Source organism: Pseudomonas sp. Snoq117.2, from assembly GCF_900110545.1.
GTDB lineage: Bacteria > Pseudomonadota > Gammaproteobacteria > Pseudomonadales > Pseudomonadaceae > Chryseomonas > Chryseomonas benzopyrenica.
The window spans coordinates 490,267-509,547 of record NZ_FOED01000002.1 but is presented as its reverse complement, the minus strand read 5'-3'; the positions used below and the strand labels follow the sequence as shown (position 1 = coordinate 509,547).

The following is a 19,281-nucleotide window of genomic DNA, read 5'->3' as shown; positions in this document are numbered from 1 at the left end:
TGTCTGGACGATTCCCCATGCGCAGCAGCAATCCTCGTACCTTCTGGGCTCTGGTCGGCCTGGCCGCCGCCTTTGGTCTCGCCGGCCTGATCGGCAATCGAGTGGGCTGGGAACGATTGGAGATCGGCTATCGAACGGTACCGTCGCCCAGCGGGCTGGACATCGGCGTGGCCGGTCAGGTCATCACCGGCCTGCCGTCCCTGTGCATCGCTCTGGCGCTGGTCACCGTGGTGACGGCGCTGATCATCCGGGGTGGGCGCCGCTTTCGTTCGCGGCTACCCCTGCCGGTGACGGCGGGCATTCTCTGGGTGCTGCTGGCGGGCCTGCTGGTGCTTTTCTATCCCAGCACCCTGGCGTTCCAGTGGGAGAATCATCGCGGCGCGGCGGAGATCGACTTCTATGTCCTGCAGGATCGCCCCGGTCCCTTCCAAGGCACGGCGCAAAAGAGCCAGCGACTGACCTACTACCGCGACTGCGGCGGTACCGGGCAGGCGGCCTGCCCGGTGTTCGAGTGCGTGGTGGAGCGGCGCAGCTGGCTGGGTGGCCTGCAGAAGATCGAAGGCTTCTACCCGGGCCTGGACCAGGAACGTCAACTGGAGCTGCTGCGTACCCGTTGCCTGCCCGGCACGCCGTGACCGACGAAACCGCCGGTCTGGTGACGCCATAGGCGGGCATAGAGGCCATTGTAGGCGATCAGTTCGTCGTGGGAACCCATCTCGACGATCTGGCCACGTTCCATGACCACCAGGCGGTCCATGCGCGAGATGGTCGACAGCCGGTGGGCGATGGCGATCACCGTCTTGCCTTCCATCAAGGTTTCCAGGCTTTCCTGGATCGCGGCCTCCACCTCGGAGTCGAGGGCGGAGGTGGCTTCGTCCAGCAGCAGGATGGGCGCGTCCTTGAGCAGGGTGCGGGCGATGGCGATGCGCTGGCGCTGACCGCCGGAAAGCTTGACGCCGCGTTCACCCACCTGGGCATCCAGCCCGGTACGACCATGGGCGTCGGTGATACGGGCGATGAAGTCGTCGGCCTTGGCCTTGCGCAGGGCGGCGTGCAGCTCTTCATCAGTGGCCTCGGGACGGCCGTAGAGCAGATTCTCGCGGATCGAACGGTGCAGCAGCGAGGTGTCCTGGGTGACCACGCCGATCTGGCATCTCAGGCTTTCCTGGGTGACATGGGCGATGTCCTGGCCGTCGACCAAGATGCGACCGCCTTCCAGGTCATAGAGGCGCAAGAGCACATTGATCAGTGTCGACTTGCCGGCGCCCGAGGGGCCGACGAGGCCAATCTTCTCGCCCGGGGCCACGTCCAGGGTCAGGCCTTCGATGATGCCGGCGCCTTTGCCGTAGTGGAAGGCGATGTCCTCGAACAGCACCGCGCCACGGGTCACCTGCAGCGGCTTGGCGTCCGGAGCGTCGCCGACCTGGCGCGGCTTGGCGATGGTGCTCATGCCATCCTGCACCATGCCGATGTTCTCGAAGATGCCGTTGACCACCCACATGATCCAGCCGGACATGCTGTTGATGCGGATCACCAGGCCGGTGGCCAGAGCGATGGCGCCGACGCTGATGACGCCCTGGTGCCAGAGCCAGAGGGCCAGGCCCGTGGTGCCAGCAATGAGGAAGCCGCTGAGGATGGCGATGGTCACGCCCATGGCGGTGATCAGGCGGGCGGCGCTCTCGGCTTTCTCGGTCTGCTCTTCCATGGCCTGGCGGGCGTATTGCTCCTCCTGGGCCGAGTGGGAAAAGAGCTTGAGGGTGGAGATGTTGGTGTAGCCGTCGACGATGCGCCCGGAAAGCTGCGAGCGGGATTCCGAGGCGATGGCCGAGCGCTCCTTGGTCTGGGGCACGAAATACCAGAGGGCGATGACGTAGCCGATGATCCAGAGGACCAGCGGGACCATCAGCCAGACGTCGGCCTGGGCGAACAGGATCAGCGAGGTGACGGCGAAGATCAGCACGTGCCAGATGGCGTCCACTGCCTGCACCGCCGAATCGCGCAGGGAGACGCCGGTCTGCATGATGCGGTTGGAGATGCGCCCGGCGAAGTCGCTGTGGAAGAAGCCCAGGCTCTGCTTGAGCACGTAGCGATGGTTCTGCCAGCGGATCAGGGTAGTGAGGCTGGGGGTGATGGTCTGGTGCACCAGCAGATCGTGCAGGCTGATGAACAAGGGGCGGATGACCAGGGTGACCACCGCCATCCAGATCAGGGTGCCGCCGTGCTCCTGGAAGAACACCGTGCTGTTGGGCGCGCTGCCCGCCAGGTCGACCAGTTGGCCGATGAAATTGAAGAGGGCGACCTCGATGAGGGCGCCGATCAGGCCGACCACCAACAGCAGGGCGAAGGCCGGCCAGGCTTGCTTGAGGAAGTGGAGATAGAAGGCGCCGACCCCAGTGGGCGGCATTTCATCGGGGGCTTCCCGGAACGCATCGATGATGCGTTCGAAGCGGCGAAAGATCATGCGGGGTCCTTGTAGAGAGGAGACAGCGTATCGCGTCGCCGGAAGGGGGACCTCGCCGTTGGGACTGGATGACCGACGCGCGGCATCCAGCCGGACGGGTCGGCTTACAGCCGTTTGGCAGCGAGAATCATGACCGGTTCACGGGGAATGTCGCGCAGCATGCCTTGGCGGGTGGTCTGGACGCCGGCGATCTGGTCGACGACTTCCATGCCGCGCACGACCTTGCCGAATACGGCGTAGCCGAAGTCGCGCGAACCGTGGTCGAGGAAGGCATTGTTCTCGACGTTGATGAAGAATTGACTGGTGGCGGAGTTGACGTCCGAGGTGCGCGCCATGGCCAGGGTGCCGCGCAGATTCTTCAGGCCGTTGTCGGCTTCGTTCTTGATCGGGGCCTTGGTGCGCTTCTCCTGCATATCGCGGGTGTAGCCGCCGCCCTGGATCATGAAGCCGGGAATCACGCGGTGGAACAGGGTGCCCTTGTAGAAGCCGCTGTCGACATAGCCCAGGAAGTTTTCGGTGCTGACCGGTGCCTTGGCCGCATCCAGTTCGACCTCGATGTCACCCTTGTTGGTGCTGATGAGCACGTGCGGATTGTCTGCGGCCCAGGCGGTGGAGGCGACGAACAGGGCGCAGGCGGCAAGCAGGGCTTTGAACATGATGGATCCTTGAGTGGCGGGGACGACTGGCGAACGATAGCAACCCGGTTGGCACCCCGCCACGGTTAGCGTGGCAGGGCATGTTTGCGCAACAGGTTCATGAGGATCTGTGAGGCCGGGCCCAGCTCGTGCTGGCGCGTCTTGTAGAGCTGGAAGGGATGGAAGCGCTGGGCGCCCTGTTCCAGCGGCAGCGGCTTGAGCAGGCCGGCGTCGAGATCGGTCTGGATGGCGTCCCGGGGCAGCCAGGCGAAGCCCAGTCCGTCACGCAGGAAGGTGGCGGCGGTACTGATGCTGCCTACCGTCCAGCGCTGTTCGGCGGCCAGCCAGCCGGCATCCCGCGGCTGAGCGCGGCCACTGTCGCGGATGACGATCTGCAGCTGCTCTTCCAGATCGGCGGTCACCAGGGTGCGCTGCAATTGATGCAGCGGATGCTCGGGATGGGCGACGGCGACGAACTCCACGGTGCCCAGGGAGGCGCCCAGGTGGGCCGCGATCACCAGGCCGGTGATCGCCAGGTCCGCCGAGCCGTCGAGCAGGGCCTCCTCCACCCCGGACAGGACCTCTTCGCGCAGCCGTACCCGGCAGCCACGACTCTGCGGCATGAATTCGCGCAGGCACAGCAGCAGGGGGCGAGTGGGATAGGCGGCGTCCACCACCAGCCGCACCTCGGACTCCCAGCCCTGCTCCATGTGATAGGCCAGTTCCTCCAGCTGGCTGGCCTGCTGCACCAGGCGCCGCGAACGGCGCAAGAGCACGGCGCCGGCATCGGTCAGCACGGCGCGGCGGCCCTCCAGGCGCAGCAGCGGCACGCCGAGCTGCTCCTGCATGCGGGCGACGGTATAGCTGACCGACGACTGGGAGCGATGCAGCACCTCGGCGGCCTGGGCATAGCCGCCGTGATCCACCACCGCCTGCAGGGTCCGCCACTGATCGAGGGAAACGCGAGGAGTCTTCATCGAGCGCTCTGGGGCCACGAAAGGGCGCATGTTAGTGCCTGCGGGGGTGATGGGAAAACGCGGCGGCCATCACGACCTGAAAAAATGTCGGACGCCGGGTCAAATGTCCCGCCGGCGCTGCGCTCCAAGCCAGCCGATGAGTGTCCCTCTCTAGGCAAGACAAGGAGTCTCCATGTCGTCATTCAAGGCGTTGCTGGGTTGTTGTCTGGTCATCGCGCCGCTGCTGGTCCAGGCCGAGGAATCCGTCGCGGCGGTCGTCGAGTCCATCGATATCGACGGCATGAACATCAGCCGGACCCTCGACTGCGAGGGGCGAGACGTGTCCCTGTCCGGTGAGGGCAATACCCTGACGTTGAAAGGTCAGTGCGGCACCGTGACCGTCTACGGCAGTCATCATCGGCTGGTACTCGACGGCGCCCAGGCGCTGACCATCCATGGCCTGGGCAGCGTCACCACGGTCAGAGGCGCGGTGGCCAGTCTGAGCATCGGCGGTGGCTATCAGCAGGTGCAGGCCAAGGTGCGTGGCAGCGACGGCATCGCCAAGGTCGATGCCTATGGCTACGGCGCCAAGGCGCGGCTGACCCTGCTCAGCCAGGCCGACATCGCCGTGGGCGGTTCCAATCAGCAGGTCTACTGGTCCCGCGCGGCCGGCGTGGCCGAGCCCAAGACCCTGGTCTCGGGCGCCGATAACGTGCTGCAGGCCAATCAGTCGGTGGCGGCGCTTACCGGTGCCGAACCCTCGGGCCTGAACGCCACTCGCTAGACTGCGATAATCCGGGGGTTTCCCTCCGGCAACGGGCGCGTTAAGGTCGCGCACCTTTTTCGTGCGTCGCCGCCATGCCCTACCTTCTGCTCGTCACCCTTATCTGGGCGTTTTCCTTCAGCCTGATCGGCGAGTACCTCGCCGGTCGGGTCGACAGCGATTTCGCCGTGCTGGTCCGCGTGGCCATCGCCTTCGTGCTGTTCCTGCCCTTCACCCGCTGGCGCGGAGTGCCGGGGCGCTTCGCCCTGGGGCTGATGGCGGCAGGCGCCCTGCAATTCGGCATCACCTATCTGTGCCTGTATCGCAGCTTCGCCGTGCTGACGGTGCCGGAGGTGCTGCTGTTCACCGTGCTCACGCCGATCTATGTGACCCTGCTCGACGATGCCTGGCAGCGCCGCTTCCGCCTCTGGTCGCTGCTGGCCGCCGTGGTGGCGGTCGGGGGCGCGGCGCTGATCCGCTTCCAGCCGCTGACCGGTGACTACCTGCTGGGCTTTCTCTTGCTGCAGGTGGCCAACCTGACCTTCGCCGCCGGCCAGGTGCTGTGCAAGCACCTGGGGCACGCCTATGCCGGGCAGGGTGCGCTGCATCGCTACTTCGGGCTGTTCTTTCTCGGCGCCCTGCTGGTGGCGGCGCTGTCCTTTCTGTTGTTCGGCAATCCGGCGCGGCTGCCCAGCACGGGCCTGCAGTGGGGCGTGCTGATCTGGATGGGCGTGTTCGCCACGGCGCTCGGCCTCTATTGGTGGACGCTGGGCTCGTTGCGGGTCAACGGTGGCACCCTGGCGATCATGAACGAGGCCCATGTGCCGGCGGGTCTGCTGGTCAGCCTGCTGATCTGGCAGCACCCGGCCGATCTGCCTAGGCTGTTGCTGGGCGGCGGCATCATCCTGCTGTCGCTGTTCATCAACCGTCAGGGGCGTCAGTCATGAACGTGCTGTCCGGCAAGGGTCTGGGCCTTTCGGTGCTGTCTTCGGTGCTGTTCGCACTGATGCCGGTGTACTTCGCCTGGCTGGCGCCGCTGGACGGCCTGCAGGTGGTGGCCCTGCGGGTGGTCTGGTCGCTGCCGATGGTGCTCCTGCTGGTGGTGGTCCTGCGCGAGGGCAAGGCCCTGTTGGCCACGCTCAAGCGCCTGGTGCGCGAGCCCCGGCTGTGCCTTGCCATCCCGGCGGCGGCGCTGTTGATGGGCATCCAGTGGTGGGTGTTCGTCTGGGCGACCATGAACGGCGAAGCCATGGCCATGTCGCTGGGCTATTTCCTGCTGCCCCTGGCCATCGTGCTGACCGGGCGGGTGGTCTACGGCGAGCGCCTGAGACCGCTGCAGCGCCTGGCGGTGGGCTGTGCGCTGCTGGGGGTGATCAACGAGGTCTGGGTGACCGGCGCGCTGTCCTGGGTCAGCCTGCTGCCGGTAGTGGGCTATCCGCCGTATTTCGTCCTGCGCCGCTGGATGGCGGTGGATGCGCTGTCCGGCTTCGTCCTGGAGATGTGCTGCCTGCTGCCCTTCGCGCTGCTTGCCTTGCACTGGTTTTCGCCCAGCCTGATCCTGCAGCAGACACCCTGGCTGTGGGCACTGCTGCCGGGGTTGGGTCTGCTCAGTGCCATCGCCTTCGCCGCCATGCTGGCCTCCAGTCGCATGCTGCCGCTGAGTCTGTTCGGTATCCTCAGCTATGTGGAGCCGGCGCTGCTGGTCTTCGTCGCCCTCTATGTGCTGGGCGAACAGCTGCCGGAGGGCGCCATCTGGACCTATGGTCCCATCTGGCTGGCGGTGGCCTGGGTCTGCCTGGACAGTGCGCGCCTGCTGCGCAAGCAACTCAGGCGCGCACCCGCCAATCCTTAGAGTGCCAGAGTGGGGCGCTCGGCCGCGGCGAAAAAGAACTCGTCGCAGTTGGGCAGGGTGCCGGCGCGATCGACGATAAGGAATTCGTCCTCGTCGCGTAGGGCCAGCACCGGATGGTGCCAGACCCCGGCGTGGTAGTTGATGCCCTGGCGGCCATCGGTGCGAAAGACGCGGATGGCGCCGGCATCCGGGGCTGCCGCCGGCGGCGCCACCACCACCAGAAAGGGTTCGCCGCGTAGCGGGACGAAGGCCTGGCTGCCGTGGGGATGGCGTTCGAGCATGGCGATGGTCAGCGGATAGTCCAGGCGCCGGGCGCGAAAGATGCTGATGATCGCCGCACCGTCCGCTGGTCCTGTCTCGACCCGCGCCAGGGCGTGGTATCTCTGGGTCGAGCCATTGTTGATGGGAAACCAGTCCCGGCCTGCCGTCTCGATGACCTCGCCGAAGGGCGCGAAGCCCTCGGCGGTCAAGGGCTCGATGCGCAGTTGCCGGTTCATGCCTGGCCCCGCGCCACCTTGCCGAACAGCCGCAGTCGGCTGACGCCGCCATCCGGGAAGATGTTCAACCGCACGTGGGTGATGGGGCCAAGGTCACGGATCTGCTCACGGAAGCTGTGCTCCTGGTGCATCTGCAACTTTTGCGGCGGCAGCAGCTCCTTCCAGAACAGGCTCTGGGTTTCGATCTGGCCGTCGGTACCGCCGCGCACATAGGCGCCCTGGATCTGGCAGCTGTCCGGGTAGTTGCCCTTGAAGTGCAGGGTATCCACCAGGATCTCTTCGACGATGCCGGCATGGCCCAGGGCGATGATCACCCAGTCGTTGCCGGGGGTGCGGCGGCGGGCGGTTTCCCAGCCATCGGCCATGCTGTCGGCGCGGCCCGGATTCAGGATGTTGCTCATGCGGCCATAGTGTTCGTCGTTGCAGGCCAGGGCGCGACCGCCATTGAGGGCGGCGGCCAGGTCCAGCACCTCGTCTTCGGCCTGGGCCGACCAGTCGCGATGGGGAATGCCGTAGACCCGCAGGCGGGCGACGCCACCGTCTGGATAGATGTTCAGCCGCAGGTGGGTCCAAGGGCGGTCGTCACCGATGACGTGATAGTGATGGCTGTTGCCCTGCAGTTCCACGGCCGGCAGCACCTCGGTCCAGGCGGCGTCGGCGGCCGGGTCGCCCTCGGCACAGAAGCAGGCTTCCAGGGAGGCGGAGGGCGGATAGTTGCCGGTGAACCAGCGGGTATCGATGTCGACGCCCTTGATCGAACCGGGCACGCCCAACCGGATCACCGCGTGGTCGTAGCCTTCGAAACGCTTGCGCCGTGATTCCCAGCCATCCATCCACTTGCCGTTGTCGTCGTAGACGCCTTCCTTCCACTCCGGCTCATGGGGCTGGAGCATGCGATCGGCGGCGGCGAACCAGTCGTCGGTGACGCTGATGACGCGGGTGCCAAGACGGGCGTCGGCGAGGTTGAGGTACTTCTCGAAGGGCGCGGCGTAGGTGCGTTTCATGGGGTGCTCTTGTCGGGGAAGGTCAGAGGGTCTGCAGGCGGAAGAGGGCGATACGGTCGATCTCGGCCAGGGCGCGCTGGAATTCCTGCTCCGGGCTGTTGGGCAGGCGTTCTTCGAAGGCCGCCAGGATCAGATGCCGGTTGCTGCCCTTCACCGCCATGATGAAGGGGAAGCCGAATTTGGCGCGGTAGGCCGCGTTGTGGCGGGTGAAGCGCTCGAGCTCGTCCGGGGTGCATTGATCGAGGCCGGCGCCGGCCTGTTCGCCACTGCTGGCGGCGGTCAGTTCGCCGGCCAGGGCGGCGCGGCCGGCGAGATCCGGGTGCGCCTGGATCAGCGCCCGCTGTTCGGCCCGGCTGGCCCGGGCGACCTGGGCCGCCAGGCGCTGGTGCAGGGCCTCGACGCTGTCCGGCAGCGGCGAGCCCTCGTCGAAGGCGCGCTCGGCGACCCAGGCGGAGTGCTCGTAGATGCCGCCAAAGGTCGCGACGAAGGCGGGGCGCGCCAGCTGGCTGGGGGTGACGGTGTGGAAGGTGCTCATGCCGGCGGATGCTCACTGTGCCAGTGACGGGCGATGTCGACCCGGCGGGCGAACCAGACACGTTCGTGGCTCTGGGCGTATTCGAGGAAGCGCTTGAGGCCCACGAGGCGACCGGGGCGGCCGATCAGCCGGCAGTGCAGGCCGATGGAGAGCATCTTGGGCGCGGTGGCGCCTTCTTCGTAAAGGGTGTCGAAGGCGTCCTTGAGGTACTGGAAGAATTGCTCGGCGGTATGGAAGCCCTGCACCTGGGTGAATCTCATGTCATTGGTGTCCAGGGTGTAGGGGATCACCAGGTGCGGCTTGCCGGTGGGCGTAGCGGGTTCCCAGTAGGGCAGGTCGTCGTCGTAGGTGTCGCTGTCGTAGAGGAAGCCGCCTTCCTCCATTACCAGGCGCCGGGTGTTGGGACCGGTCCGGCCGGTGTACCAGCCCAGCGGACGCTCGCCGGTCAGTTCAGTGAGGATCTCGATGGCGCGCTGCAGATGGGCACGTTCCTCGGCTTCGTCCAGGTACTGGTAGTCGATCCAGCGATAGCCGTGGCTGCAGATCTCGTGGCCGGCCTGGACCATGGCGCGGATGACCTCGGGGTGGCGCTCGGCGGCCATGGCCACGGCAAAGACGGTCAGCGGCACCTGGTGTTTGGCGAACAGCTCCAGGATGCGCCAGACGCCGGCGCGGCTGCCGTATTCGTAGAGGGACTCCATCGACATGTTGCGCACCCCTTGCAGGGGCTGCGCGGCGACCATCTCGGACAGGAAGGCCTCGGACTCCTTGTCGCCGTGCAGGATGTTGCGTTCGCCGCCCTCTTCGTAGTTCAGCACGAAGGACAGGGCGATGCGGGCATCACCCGGCCAGCGGGGGTGGGGCGGCTGAGCGCCATAGCCGATCAGATCGCGGGGATAGGTCATGGAAGGGGCATCCTGGCAGTCGAGATGTTTTGTATACAATGTTTGGAGACCTTTGCCGAGTCCCAGCAAGAATCCTGCCTAACTGGTCTGACCGGTCTGAAGACTTTCCCACGCTGGAGGGCAGCGGTCCCGCGGACCGGGCCGGGGCTGGGCTGTATACAATCGGCAGGTGAAAAGCTGCTAGGCTGGCGCACCCCTCTGCAGGAGCTTTCCCATGTCCACTCCATCCACTGGCGGTTACCTGACGACCCACGTGCTGGACACCACCGGTGGCCGCCCAGGTGCGGATATCGCTGTCCGGCTGTACCGGCTGGAGGGGGCGGCGCGGCAGGCGCTGGGTGAGATGCGGACCAATGCCGATGGTCGCAGCGACACGCCGCTGTTGCAGGGCGAGCACTTCACGGCGGGGGTCTACGAACTGGAGTTCGACGTGGGCGATTACTACCGGCGGCGCGACGTGGCGCTGGAGGAACCGGCCTTTCTCGATACCGTGGTCTTGCGCTTCGGCCTCGCCGACGAGGGAGCGCATTACCATGTGCCGCTGTTGGTCTCGCCCTACAGCTATTCGACCTATCGCGGCAGCTAGGTTAGATTGCGCCGCCGCGGTGCGCTTCTGCCCGGGCCGGCACCAGGGTAGGGCGCGGGTCCAGCGGCGCTAGTGGATGGTCGGTTCGGTGTTCGATCGCGCGGTGGCGAGCAGCGGTCGATCCGGCACGGCACTGCCGGGCCAGGTCTGGGCGATGCGTTCCAGCACCACCTGGGCCAGCATGCTGTGGGTACGGCTGGCGAAATGACCGCGGGCACCGAAGATATAGGCCTGATCGGCGCCCGGTTCGACGTAGCTGTCCGGATCGCAGAACTCGCGACCGGGCAGGCAGGCATCACCTTCGGCATGGGTGAAGCCGTAGTTGCCGTAGTGGGCGAAGACCTCTTCCATCACCCGATAGGCATCCACCAGCAGCAGACGATCACTGGCTGGCAAGTTGGCCTGCAGGGTGTCGTTGTAGAGGCGCACCAGCTCGTGGTTACGCTCGGCCAGGGCGGGTGTCCAGGGTTCGAGATAGGGCGCCTTGCCATAGTCGGTGTTGTTGAGCACCACCAGGCGCTGGGCACCCAGACTCAGCAAATGGCGCAGCAGCTTGACCTCGTTCAGGGCCGTATGGCGGATCCGCGCCTCGACCTGCTCGCGGATCGCCGGGGGCAGGGGGTCGTCGGCCATCAACGCGGCCTTGAGCGGCTTGTCATAGAAGGGGCCGATGATGTCGTTGCCGCCGATCTGCACCAGGACCAGATCCTGCTGGCGGAAGCGGCCATGCTGCATCTCGAAGTTGCGGATCTGCTGGGAAAAGGCCAGCGGCGCTTCGTTGTGATCGAAGCCCGGCTCGGTGAAGCTCCCGGTCACGGCGCCGCCCTCGGCGTAGCAGAGACCATCGGGATCGCTCGGTCCCTCCTGGCCATAGCCTTCCACCTGCCGATTGGGGCCCAGCTCGATACCGTAGGCGTCGGCGATTTCCTGAGGATAGGTACGCCCTGGGTTGGTGGCATAGATATGGCCGAAGGTGCCGCAGTCCATCAGGCTGTCGCCAAAGGCGATCACCCGCTGGATACCACGCGCCTCGGCGATGGGCTCAGGGCTGGGTACGAGGGCGAGCAGCGCGGCGACACCTGCGAGTGCGGTCGCCAATCCCCAGTGCTTGCCCATCCTCTACCTCCCGGCAGCGTCCAGCGCCTGTGCTGCCCATAGCTATTCTTTTGCAACCTTCATACCGGGAAGAGCGAAGAACGCCGCTCAGAGTTCCCGGCGCCCAGACCAGCGAGACGGCAGGCGACGACCAGCACGACGCCGGGCAGCGTCTGCTGGTGCTGCCCGCCACTGAGCTAGTCGGGCTTTGTCACGGGATCGGAGGATTGCGCCAGGATGGCTGCCATCAGGCCGGGGAAACGCTGATCCAGGTCTTCGCGGCGCAACTGATTCATGTGCGTGGTGCCGGCGTTGCGGGTATGCACCAGTCCGGCATCGCGCAGGACGCGGAAGTGATGCGACATGCTGGACTTGGGGCGGCCACCATCGAGTTCGCCACAGGTGGCCTCGGTGACCCGTGCCAGATAACGGACGATATCCAGACGCACCGGATCGCTGAGCGCATGGAATAGACGCTCGAGGGAGAATTCGTCAGGACTGGGATGTTTGAAAGGGCGCATGAGCCAATCATACACCGGGGGTTGGCGATTATGTTATGTTCGATTAATATCGAAATAACGAACCAATATCTGTCCTATGGGAGACCGCTCAGATGTCCGCATTGTTCCAACCCTTCACCCTCAAGGACGTGACGCTGCGTAACCGCATCGCCATCCCGCCCATGTGCCAGTACAGCGCCGTCGATGGCGTCATCAATGACTGGCATCAGGTGCACTATGCCGGCCTGGCGCGTGGCGGTGCTGGCCTGGTCGTCGTCGAGGCCACTGCGGTCTCGCCGGAAGGCCGCATCACCCCCGGCTGCGCCGGTATCTGGTCGGACGCCCAGGCTCAGGCCTTCGTGCCGGTGGTCCAGGCGATCAAGGCCGCCGGTTCGGTGCCGGGTATCCAGATCGCCCATGCCGGCCGCAAGGCCAGCGCCAATCGTCCCTGGGAAGGCGACGACCACATCGCCGCCGACGACGCCCGTGGCTGGGACACCATCGCCCCGTCCGCGGTGGCCTTTGGTGCCAACCTGCCCAAGGTGCCCAAGGCCATGACCCTGGACGACATCGCCCGTGTCCGTCAGGACTTCGTCGATGCCGCCAAGCGTGCCTACGAAGCCGGCTTCGAGTGGCTGGAGCTGCACTTCGCCCACGGCTACCTGGCGCAGAGCTTCTTCTCGGTGCACTCCAACCAGCGTGACGATCAGTACGGTGGCGACCTCGCCGGCCGCAGTCGCTTCCTGCTGGAAACCCTGGCCGAGGTACGTAAGGTCTGGCCGGAGCACCTGCCGCTGACCGCCCGTTTCGGCGTGATCGAATACGACGGCCGCGATGAAGAAACCCTGGCCGAATCCATCGAGCTGGCCCAGGGCTTCAAGCGCGAAGGGCTCGACCTGCTGAGCGTCAGCATCGGTTTCTCTACCCCGACCGCCAACATTCCCTGGGGCTCGGGTCTGCTGGCGCCTATCACCGAGCAGGTACGCAAGGCCACCGGCCTCAAGGTCGCCTCGGCCTGGAACATCGATACCCCGGTGCTGGCCAACCAGGTAGTGGCCGACGGGCAGCTGGACCTGGTCATGGTGGGCCGCGCCCACCTGGCCGATCCGCACTGGCCCTACTATGCGGCCAAGGCCCTGGGCGTCGACCAGCCGTCCTGGGTGCTGCCGGCGCCCTACGCCCACTGGCTGGAGCGCTATCGCACCAGTTGAGTCGGCTCAGGCTGAACGCGAAAGCCGCTCCTCGGGGCGGCTTTTTTGTGCGTATGGGATGGGGGTGGGTTTTGTTGGGCTTCGCTGCGCTCAGCCCAACCTACGGTGATGGGTAGGTTGGGTGAGGTGGCTCCATCGCCGAAGCCCAACGGGCTCAGGCGTCCCGACTATGTACTCGCCGACCCGCGGCATGGGTTTCGCGCACCACGCGGTCGTCGCCCAGGGTGGTGAGGACGAAGAGGGTTTCCTCCAGGCTCTTGGACTGCTGCAGGCGGTAGTCCAGCAGTGGGGTGGCCTTGAGATCGAGCACCACGAAGTCGGCATCGTGGCCGGGGGCCAGGCTGCCGATGCGGTCGTCCAGGCGCAGGGCGCGGGCGCCGCCGAGGGTGGCCAGGTACAGCGACTTGAAGGGGTGCAGGCGATGGCCGCGCAGCTGTTGCACCTTGTAGGCCTCGCCGAGGGTCTGCAGCAGCGAGAAGCTGGTGCCGGCGCCGACGTCGGTACCCAGGCCGACATTGACCTTGAAGGCTTCCATCCGCTCGAGATCGAACAGGCCGCTGCCGAGGAAGAAGTTGGAGGTAGGGCAGTGGGCCACGGCCGAACCGGTCTCGTGCAGGCGCTGGCATTCGGCATCGCAGAGGTGGATGCCATGGGCGAACACCGAGCGCGGGCCGAGCAGCTGGAAGTGGTCATAAACGTCCAGGTAGTTGCTGCGCTCCGGAAACAGCGCCTTCACCCAGTCGATCTCCTTGAGGTTCTCGGAGAGATGGGTATGCAGGTAGACGTCCGGGTGCTCGGCCAGCAGGCGTCCGGCTGCTTCGAGTTGTTCCGGGGTGCTGGTCGGCGCGAAGCGCGGGGTGACCGCGTAATGTAGGCGACCCTTGCCGTGCCAGCGCTGGATCAGGGCCTTGCTGTCGGTATAGGCGGACGCGGCCGTGTCCTGCAGATAGCCCGGCGCATTGCGGTCCATCAGCACCTTGCCGGCGATCATGCGTAGATCGAGTCGTTCGGCGACCTCGAAGAAGGCATCCACCGACTGCGGATGGACGCTGCCGAACACTAGGGCGGTGGTGGTGCCGTTGCGCAGCATTTCACCGACGAAAATCTCCGCCACCTCGGCGGCCTTGGCCGGATCGGCGAAGGCACCCTCGGTGGGAAAGGTGTAGGTGTCCAGCCAATCCAGCAGCTGCTCGGCGTAGCTGGCGATCATGCCGGTCTGCGGATAGTGAATATGGGTGTCGATGAAGCCGGGGGTGATCAGGGCGTGGGGGTGCTCGATCACCGGGGTGCCGGTGGGTAGGGTGGGCAGCAGTTCGGCGGCCGGCCCCATGGCCTGGATGCGGCCGTCCTCGACCAGCAGCAGGCCGTCGGCATGGTATTCGTAGGAGGCGTCCAGCCCCACCTCGGCCGGGTCGGCAAGGCTGTGGAGCAGGGCGGCGCGATGGGCGATGGCGGTCATAGGGTTCTCTGATTGCAAAGCTAACTTGGGCTGGCGGTGACCAGGCGCAGCGGCAGATCCGTCTGCTGGGCCTGGCGACCGTAGTGGGCGATGACCTCGCCGGCCACCGCGATGGCGATCTCCAGCGGCAGCTTGCCCTGGACCTCGGGCAGGCCCAGGGGGCAGCGCACCGTGGCCAGGCGGTCGGCGCCGTGGCCACGCGCTGCGAGACGGTGGCGGAACTTGGCCCACTTGGTCCGGGAGCCGATCAGGCCGAAGTAGCCATGGTCGCCGCGAGCGAGGATGGCGTCGGTCAACTCCAGGTCCAGGGGGTGATTATGGGTCATGACGATATAGTAGGCACCCGCCGGCATGCGGGCGATCTCGTCGACTGGCTCTTCGGTGACGATCTTTGCGACGCCAGCGGGCAGCGGATCGGGAAATTCCTGGGGCCGCGAATCGACCCAGCGCACCGCGCAGGGCAAACCGGCCAGCAGCGGCACCAGGGCGCGGGCGACATGGCCGGCGCCGAAGACGATCACCGGGACGTCCTGTGCCAGCTGGGGTTCGAACAGCAGGGTGGTGACGCCCCCGCAGCACTGGCCGAGGCTGGCGGCCAGGGAGAAACGCTCCAGGCGCGGCTGGCGCGTACCGGCGGCGAGCATTTCCCGGGCGATCTCCACCGCGCGGTATTCCAGGTGGCCGCCGCCGATGGTCAGGTGCTGTTCCTCGCGTCCCACCAGCATCTTGGTGCCGGCCTCGCGAGGGGTGGAGCCCTGTTCGTCGGCCACGGTGATCAGCACGCAGGGTTCGCCGCGTGCCTCGAAGTCGGCCAGCAGGGCCAGCCAGCCACGTTTGGGGGTCATGCGGGCTCCTCCGTGGCGGGGACCGGGGCGGCTTGCAGCTCGGCGGCCAGGCGGCGCATGCGCTCCACGCCCCAGAGCACCCGTTCCGGGGTGGCCGGCGCGTCCAGCGCGGGATGGAAGCGGTAATGCGCCACGCTGGCCACGGCGTCCTGCAGGGCGCACCACACCGAGATGCCGAGCATGAAGGGCGGCTCGCCCACGGCCTTGGAGTGGAACACCGTGGCCTCGGGATTCTGTCGATTCTCCACCAGGCGCACGCGCAGATCCGGTGGCACGTCGCTCACCGCCGGAATCTTGTAGGTGGAGGGTCCGGCGGTGAGCAGCTTGCCGGCGTCGTTCCACACCAGTTCTTCCATGGTCAGCCAGCCCAGGCCCTGGACGAAGCCGCCTTCCACCTGGCCGATGTCGATGGCCGGATTCAGGGAGGCACCGACGTCGTGGAGGATGTCGGTGCGCAGCAGGCGGTATTCGCCGGTGAGGGTGTCGATCAGCACCTCGGAGCAGGCGGCGCCGAAGGCGTAGTAGTAGAAGGGCCGACCGCGGGCCTGGTCGCGGTCGTAGTGGATCTTGGGCGTGCGGTAGTAGCCGGTGCTGGACAGCGATACCTGGCCGACATAGGCCAGCTGGATCAGCTCCTCGAAGCTCAGCAGGCGATCGCGCACCCTGACAAGGCCATTGCGGAAATCGACCTCTTCGGGCCCGACGTGGAAGTGTCGACTGGCGAAATCGATCAGCCGGTCCTTGATGGTCTGAGCGGCGTTCTGTGCGGCCTTGCCGTTGAGGTCGGTGCCGCTGGAAGCGGCGGTGGGCGAGGTGTTGGGCACCTTGTCGGTGTTGGTGGCGGTGATCTGGATGCGGGCTATGTCGACCTGGAAGACCTCGGCTACCACCTGGGCGACCTTGGTGTTGAGGCCCTGGCCCATCTCGGTGCCACCGTGGTTCAGGTGGATGCTGCCGTCGGTGTAGACATTGACCAGGGCGCCGCCTTGGTTGAGAAAGGAAGAGGTGAAGGAGATGCCGAATTTCACCGGGGTCAGGGCTAGGCCCTTCTTCAGTACCGGACTGTTCCGGTTGAAGTCGCGGATGGCCTCGCGGCGGGTCTGGTAGTCGCTGCTGGCGGCGAGGTCCGCGGTCAGCTCCTCAAGCAGGTTGTCTTCCACCACCTGGTGGTAGTGGGTGAGGTTGCGCGTCTCCTTGCCGTAGTAGTTGCGCCGCCGGACCTCCAGCGGATCGAGACCGCGATGGCGGGCGATGGCGTCCATCACGTTCTCGATGGCCAACATGCCCTGGGGGCCGCCGAAGCCGCGGTAGGCGGTGTTGGACGCCAGATGGGTCTTGCATCTGTAGCCGGTGATCTGGGCGTTGCCGAGGTAGTAGGCGTTGTCGGCATGGAACATGGCGCGGTCGATGATGGCGTTGGACAGGTCCGGCGAATAGCCGCAGTTGCCCGCCAGTTCGAAGCGGATGCCCAGCAGGCGGCCGTCGTCGTCGAAGCCGACGTCGTACTCGACGTGGAAGGGATGGCGCTTGCCGGTCATGTGCATGTCTTCGAAGCGCGGCAGGCGCATCTTCACCGGGCGCCCGGTGAGATGGGCGAACACCGCGCAGAGCGCCGCCGGCATGCCGGCCTGGCTCTCCTTGCCGCCGAAGCCACCGCCCATGCGCCTCATGTCGACGGTGACCCTGTTCATCGAGACGCCCAGCACCTCGGCCACCTGTTTCTGCACCTCGGTGGGATTCTGGGTGGAGGAATAGACCAGCATGCCGCCGTCCTCGGTGGGCATCACCGAGGCCACCTGGGTTTCCAGGTAGAAGTGCTCCTGGCCGCCGATGGCCAGCTCGCCCTGCAGGCGATGGGGCGCGGCGGCCAGGGCGGCGGCGGCGTCACCGATCAGGTGGCTATGGCTGGGGGAGATGAAGTGTTCGCGCTTGAGCGCTTCCTTGACGTCGAGGATGGCCTCCAGCGGCTCGTATTCGACGATGGCAGCCTGGGCGGCGCGGCGGGCGGCGTCCAGGCTGGTGGCGGCCACCGCTAGTACGGGCTGGCCCAGATACTGGACCTCGCCATCGGCCAGCAGCGGATCCCCCGGCAACACGGCGCCAATGTCGAGCTGGCCGGGTACGTCGGCGGCGGTGATGGCCAGGGCCACACCGGGGATCTGGTAGCAGGGTGAGAGATCGATGTGCGTGATACGCGCATGGGCGTGCTCGCTCATCCGCGCATAGACGTGCAGCTGATTGGGAAATTCCAGGCGGTCGTCGATGTAGAGGGCTTCGCCGCTGACATGCTTGTCGGCGCTCTCGTGCTTGAGCGGCTTGCCGACGCCGGTGGCCAGGCCGGCAGCGAAGGCGGCGGCCATTTCCTCCGGGGTGCGGGCGGGCAGGGTGCTAGACATGGGCGGTGACCCTCGTGACGAGCGCGGGCTGGGTGGTCTCCAGATGACATTTGCGCAGCAGATTCTGCGCTGTCAGTAGGCGGTATTCGCGACTGGCGCGGAAATCCGACAGCGGGGCGAAATCCTCCGCCAGGGCCTGGACGGCGCGCTCGATGGACACCGCGTTCCAGGGCTGGCCGAGCAGCGCCTGTTCGCAGCGGGCGGCGCGTTTGGGCGTGGCCGCCATGCCGCCATAGGCGATGCGCACGCTGGCGACGCGGTCCTGCTCCAGTTCCAGGGCGAAGGCGGCGCAGACCGCGGAGATGTCGTCGTCCAGGCGCTTGGACACCTTGAAGGCGCGGAAGACCAGGCCCGCGTGTGACCGTGGCACCCGTACCGCCTGGATGAATTCGCCCGGCTCCAGGGCGGTCTGGCGATAGTCGAGGAAGAAATCGTCCAGGGCCAGTTCGCGCAGGCGTTCGCCCTGGCGCAGCAGCACGTTGGCCCCGAGCGCCAGGAGCAGGGGTGGGCTGTCACCGATGGGCGAGGCATTGCCGATATTGCCGCCGAGGGTGCCCTGGTTGCGGATCTGCAAGGAGGCGAAACGCTGCAGCAGCGCACCGAAATCCGGATAGTCGGCGGCCAGGGCGGCGGCGCAGTCGGCCAGCGGGGTGGCGGCGCCGATCTCGATACATTCCTCGCTGACGGTCACGCCATGCAGCTCGGGCAGGTTGCCCAGGTAGATGAGGGTCTCCAGGCGGCGATGCTGCTGAGTGACTTCCAGGGCCAGGTCGGTACCGCCGGCCAGCAGGCGCGCCGCGGGCTGCACCTGGTAGAGGCTGGCCAGTTCGCTCAGGGTGGTGGGGCTGTGGCAGCGCCGGTTGGCGCCTTCCAGGCGTGTGTGCGGCGCCGGCGCTAGGGCCTTGAGGCGCTCCAGGGTCTGCTGCTCCCGGGCATCGAACTGGTCCGGCTGGCGCTGGGTGCAGGCCTGTTCGGCGGCGGCCAGGATTGGCCGGTAGCCGGTACAACGGCAGAGGTTGCCGGCCAGTGCCTCGTGGGTGGCAGCGTTATCGGGCGCGGCGACGTTCTTTTGCAAGGCGAACAGCGACATGACGAAGCCCGGCGTGCAGTAGCCACACTGGGAGCCATGGCAGTCGACCATGGCCTGCTGCACGCTGTGCAGGCGGCCCTGATGCTTGAGGTCCTCCACACTGATCAGTTGCCGGCCATCCAGCGCCGCAACGAAGGTCAGGCAACTGTTGACCGTGCGATAGCGCAGCCGCTCGCCGTCGGGCTCGGCCAGCACCACGGTGCAGGCGCCACAGTCGCCCGAGGCGCAGCCTTCCTTGGTGCCGGTCTTGCCGCAATGCTCGCGCAGGTACTGCAGCACGGTAAGGTTGGGATCGAGCTGCTCTTCGACGCGCAGCTCCTGGTCCAGCAGAAACCTGATCACGGCCGCTCTCCACCTGCTCTCGAATGCCTTGATGGTGGGTAAAGCTGACCGATAGGTCAACATTTGCCCGGGCAAGTGGCCGACCTCTGTCGTTTTTGGGCAAGAGGCCTGGGCAAGGCTGCGCCGTCTTGGCGCGCCCAGCGCTCCTT

At 66.5% G+C, this 19,281-nt stretch carries 19 protein-coding genes; 6 read left to right on the top strand and 13 right to left on the bottom strand.

Translation table 11 applies throughout. From position 1 onward, the window contains the following. Positions 1-17 precede the first annotated feature (17 nt). On the top strand, positions 18-635 hold the full coding sequence (locus BMZ43_RS08265) for a hypothetical protein (RefSeq protein ID WP_064308999.1): 618 nt from the start codon (positions 18-20) through the stop codon (positions 633-635). Here BMZ43_RS08265 and BMZ43_RS08260 read toward each other — a convergent pair. The 3 genes from BMZ43_RS08260 to BMZ43_RS08250 all read right to left on the bottom strand — a co-directional run bounded on the left by BMZ43_RS08260 (position 590) and on the right by BMZ43_RS08250 (position 4,073). Next, entirely contained in the window at positions 590-2,461 is a 1,872-nt protein-coding gene (locus BMZ43_RS08260; protein ID WP_017641453.1) for an ABC transporter ATP-binding protein, read from the bottom strand. The two genes, BMZ43_RS08265 and BMZ43_RS08260, sit on opposite strands and share 46 nt — an antisense overlap. 104 nt (positions 2,462-2,565) lie before the next feature. Next, entirely contained in the window at positions 2,566-3,120 is a 555-nt protein-coding gene (locus tag BMZ43_RS08255) for a peptidylprolyl isomerase (protein WP_026083888.1), read from the bottom strand. Positions 3,121-3,182: 62 nt separating this feature from the next. Then, positions 3,183-4,073 carry a LysR family transcriptional regulator gene (locus tag BMZ43_RS08250; RefSeq protein WP_064309000.1) on the bottom strand — a complete coding sequence of 297 codons (891 nt, stop codon included), beginning with the start codon at positions 4,071-4,073 and terminating at the stop codon, positions 3,183-3,185. Between the two features lie 172 nt (positions 4,074-4,245). On the opposite strand from BMZ43_RS08250, the gene BMZ43_RS08245 reads away from it, so the two are divergent. From BMZ43_RS08245 to rarD, 3 genes are all read left to right on the top strand, one after another. Further along, on the top strand, positions 4,246-4,836 hold the full coding sequence (locus BMZ43_RS08245; RefSeq protein WP_093252316.1) for a DUF3060 domain-containing protein: 591 nt from the start codon (positions 4,246-4,248) through the stop codon (positions 4,834-4,836). A gap of 74 nt (positions 4,837-4,910) precedes the next feature. Further along, entirely contained in the window at positions 4,911-5,762 is an 852-nt protein-coding gene (locus BMZ43_RS08240) for an EamA family transporter (protein WP_093252313.1), read from the top strand. Then, on the top strand, positions 5,759-6,667 hold the full coding sequence (gene rarD, locus BMZ43_RS08235) for an EamA family transporter RarD (protein WP_093252309.1): 909 nt from the start codon (positions 5,759-5,761) through the stop codon (positions 6,665-6,667). The genes BMZ43_RS08240 and rarD overlap by 4 nt, the downstream gene beginning before the upstream one ends. Here the strand turns inward: rarD and BMZ43_RS08230 are convergent. The 4 genes from BMZ43_RS08230 to puuE are packed head-to-tail and all read right to left on the bottom strand — an operon-like array spanning position 6,664 to position 9,608. Further along, positions 6,664-7,164 carry an ureidoglycolate lyase gene (locus BMZ43_RS08230; protein WP_093252305.1) on the bottom strand — a complete coding sequence of 167 codons (501 nt, stop codon included), beginning with the start codon at positions 7,162-7,164 and terminating at the stop codon, positions 6,664-6,666. The genes rarD and BMZ43_RS08230 overlap by 4 nt on opposite strands. Then, positions 7,161-8,168: an allantoicase gene (gene alc / locus BMZ43_RS08225; protein WP_093252302.1), complete on the bottom strand. Its 1,008-nt coding sequence runs from the start codon at positions 8,166-8,168 to the stop codon at positions 7,161-7,163. The genes BMZ43_RS08230 and alc overlap by 4 nt, the downstream gene beginning before the upstream one ends. A 22-nt stretch (positions 8,169-8,190) precedes the next feature. Then, positions 8,191-8,703 (bottom strand): 2-oxo-4-hydroxy-4-carboxy-5-ureidoimidazoline decarboxylase, encoded by a 513-nt coding sequence (uraD, locus tag BMZ43_RS08220; RefSeq protein ID WP_093252298.1) that lies wholly within the window; start codon positions 8,701-8,703, stop codon positions 8,191-8,193. Further along, complete coding sequence (puuE, locus tag BMZ43_RS08215) at positions 8,700-9,608, bottom strand: allantoinase PuuE (protein WP_093252294.1); 909 nt, start codon at positions 9,606-9,608, stop codon at positions 8,700-8,702. The genes uraD and puuE overlap by 4 nt, the downstream gene beginning before the upstream one ends. 214 nt (positions 9,609-9,822) lie before the next feature. On the opposite strand from puuE, the gene uraH reads away from it, so the two are divergent. Then, positions 9,823-10,194 (top strand): hydroxyisourate hydrolase, encoded by a 372-nt coding sequence (uraH, locus tag BMZ43_RS08210; protein ID WP_093252289.1) that lies wholly within the window; start codon positions 9,823-9,825, stop codon positions 10,192-10,194. Between the two features lie 69 nt (positions 10,195-10,263). Here the strand turns inward: uraH and BMZ43_RS08205 are convergent, their stop codons facing one another. Both BMZ43_RS08205 and BMZ43_RS08200 read right to left on the bottom strand, forming a co-directional pair. Then, complete coding sequence (locus tag BMZ43_RS08205; protein ID WP_093252285.1) at positions 10,264-11,310, bottom strand: SGNH/GDSL hydrolase family protein; 1,047 nt, start codon at positions 11,308-11,310, stop codon at positions 10,264-10,266. A gap of 176 nt (positions 11,311-11,486) precedes the next feature. Then, a complete protein-coding gene (locus BMZ43_RS08200) occupies positions 11,487-11,810 on the bottom strand; it encodes an ArsR/SmtB family transcription factor (RefSeq protein WP_064309005.1) in 324 nt (107 codons plus the stop codon). Between the two features lie 92 nt (positions 11,811-11,902). Here BMZ43_RS08200 and BMZ43_RS08195 point away from each other — a divergent pair, with 92 nt between their 5' ends. Next, the gene (locus BMZ43_RS08195) at positions 11,903-13,000 is read left to right on the top strand and encodes an NADH:flavin oxidoreductase/NADH oxidase (protein WP_064309006.1); all 1,098 of its coding nucleotides are present in this window, start codon (positions 11,903-11,905) and stop codon (positions 12,998-13,000) included. Positions 13,001-13,154: 154 nt separating this feature from the next. On the opposite strand, the gene guaD is transcribed toward BMZ43_RS08195, so the two are convergent. The 4 genes from guaD to xdhA are packed head-to-tail and all read right to left on the bottom strand — an operon-like array spanning position 13,155 to position 19,132. Next, a complete protein-coding gene (guaD, locus tag BMZ43_RS08190; protein ID WP_093252280.1) occupies positions 13,155-14,459 on the bottom strand; it encodes a guanine deaminase in 1,305 nt (434 codons plus the stop codon). 20 nt (positions 14,460-14,479) lie between these two features. After that, positions 14,480-15,304 carry a xanthine dehydrogenase accessory protein XdhC gene (gene xdhC, locus BMZ43_RS08185; protein WP_093252276.1) on the bottom strand — a complete coding sequence of 275 codons (825 nt, stop codon included), beginning with the start codon at positions 15,302-15,304 and terminating at the stop codon, positions 14,480-14,482. Continuing rightward, positions 15,301-17,700 (bottom strand): xanthine dehydrogenase molybdopterin binding subunit, encoded by a 2,400-nt coding sequence (gene xdhB / locus BMZ43_RS08180; RefSeq protein ID WP_093252272.1) that lies wholly within the window; start codon positions 17,698-17,700, stop codon positions 15,301-15,303. Before xdhB ends, xdhC begins: the two co-directional genes overlap by 4 nt. Then, entirely contained in the window at positions 17,693-19,132 is a 1,440-nt protein-coding gene (gene xdhA / locus BMZ43_RS08175) for a xanthine dehydrogenase small subunit (RefSeq protein ID WP_093252269.1), read from the bottom strand. Before xdhA ends, xdhB begins: the two co-directional genes overlap by 8 nt. Positions 19,133-19,281: the final 149 nt, after the last annotated feature.

Excerpts from the sequence above, each read along its gene's own strand:
- guaD (WP_093252280.1), bottom strand. The coding sequence starts at position 14,459 with ATGACCGCCATCGCCCATCGCGCCGCCCTGCTCCACAGCCTTGCCGAC.
- BMZ43_RS08205 (WP_093252285.1), bottom strand. The coding sequence starts at position 11,310 with ATGGGCAAGCACTGGGGATTGGCGACCGCACTCGCAGGTGTCGCCGCG.
- BMZ43_RS08250 (WP_064309000.1), bottom strand. The coding sequence starts at position 4,073 with ATGAAGACTCCTCGCGTTTCCCTCGATCAGTGGCGGACCCTGCAGGCG.
- BMZ43_RS08245 (WP_093252316.1), top strand. The coding sequence starts at position 4,246 with ATGTCGTCATTCAAGGCGTTGCTGGGTTGTTGTCTGGTCATCGCGCCG.
- xdhC (WP_093252276.1), bottom strand. The coding sequence starts at position 15,304 with ATGACCCCCAAACGTGGCTGGCTGGCCCTGCTGGCCGACTTCGAGGCA.
- puuE (WP_093252294.1), bottom strand. The coding sequence starts at position 9,608 with ATGACCTATCCCCGCGATCTGATCGGCTATGGCGCTCAGCCGCCCCAC.
- BMZ43_RS08230 (WP_093252305.1), bottom strand. The coding sequence starts at position 7,164 with ATGAACCGGCAACTGCGCATCGAGCCCTTGACCGCCGAGGGCTTCGCG.
- uraH (WP_093252289.1), top strand. The coding sequence starts at position 9,823 with ATGTCCACTCCATCCACTGGCGGTTACCTGACGACCCACGTGCTGGAC.
- rarD (WP_093252309.1), top strand. The coding sequence starts at position 5,759 with ATGAACGTGCTGTCCGGCAAGGGTCTGGGCCTTTCGGTGCTGTCTTCG.
- alc (WP_093252302.1), bottom strand. The coding sequence starts at position 8,168 with ATGAAACGCACCTACGCCGCGCCCTTCGAGAAGTACCTCAACCTCGCC.
- BMZ43_RS08265 (WP_064308999.1), top strand. The coding sequence starts at position 18 with ATGCGCAGCAGCAATCCTCGTACCTTCTGGGCTCTGGTCGGCCTGGCC.
- BMZ43_RS08195 (WP_064309006.1), top strand. The coding sequence starts at position 11,903 with ATGTCCGCATTGTTCCAACCCTTCACCCTCAAGGACGTGACGCTGCGT.
- BMZ43_RS08240 (WP_093252313.1), top strand. The coding sequence starts at position 4,911 with ATGCCCTACCTTCTGCTCGTCACCCTTATCTGGGCGTTTTCCTTCAGC.
- xdhB (WP_093252272.1), bottom strand. The coding sequence starts at position 17,700 with ATGTCTAGCACCCTGCCCGCCCGCACCCCGGAGGAAATGGCCGCCGCC.
- BMZ43_RS08200 (WP_064309005.1), bottom strand. The coding sequence starts at position 11,810 with ATGCGCCCTTTCAAACATCCCAGTCCTGACGAATTCTCCCTCGAGCGT.
- uraD (WP_093252298.1), bottom strand. The coding sequence starts at position 8,703 with ATGAGCACCTTCCACACCGTCACCCCCAGCCAGCTGGCGCGCCCCGCC.
- BMZ43_RS08260 (WP_017641453.1), bottom strand. The coding sequence starts at position 2,461 with ATGATCTTTCGCCGCTTCGAACGCATCATCGATGCGTTCCGGGAAGCC.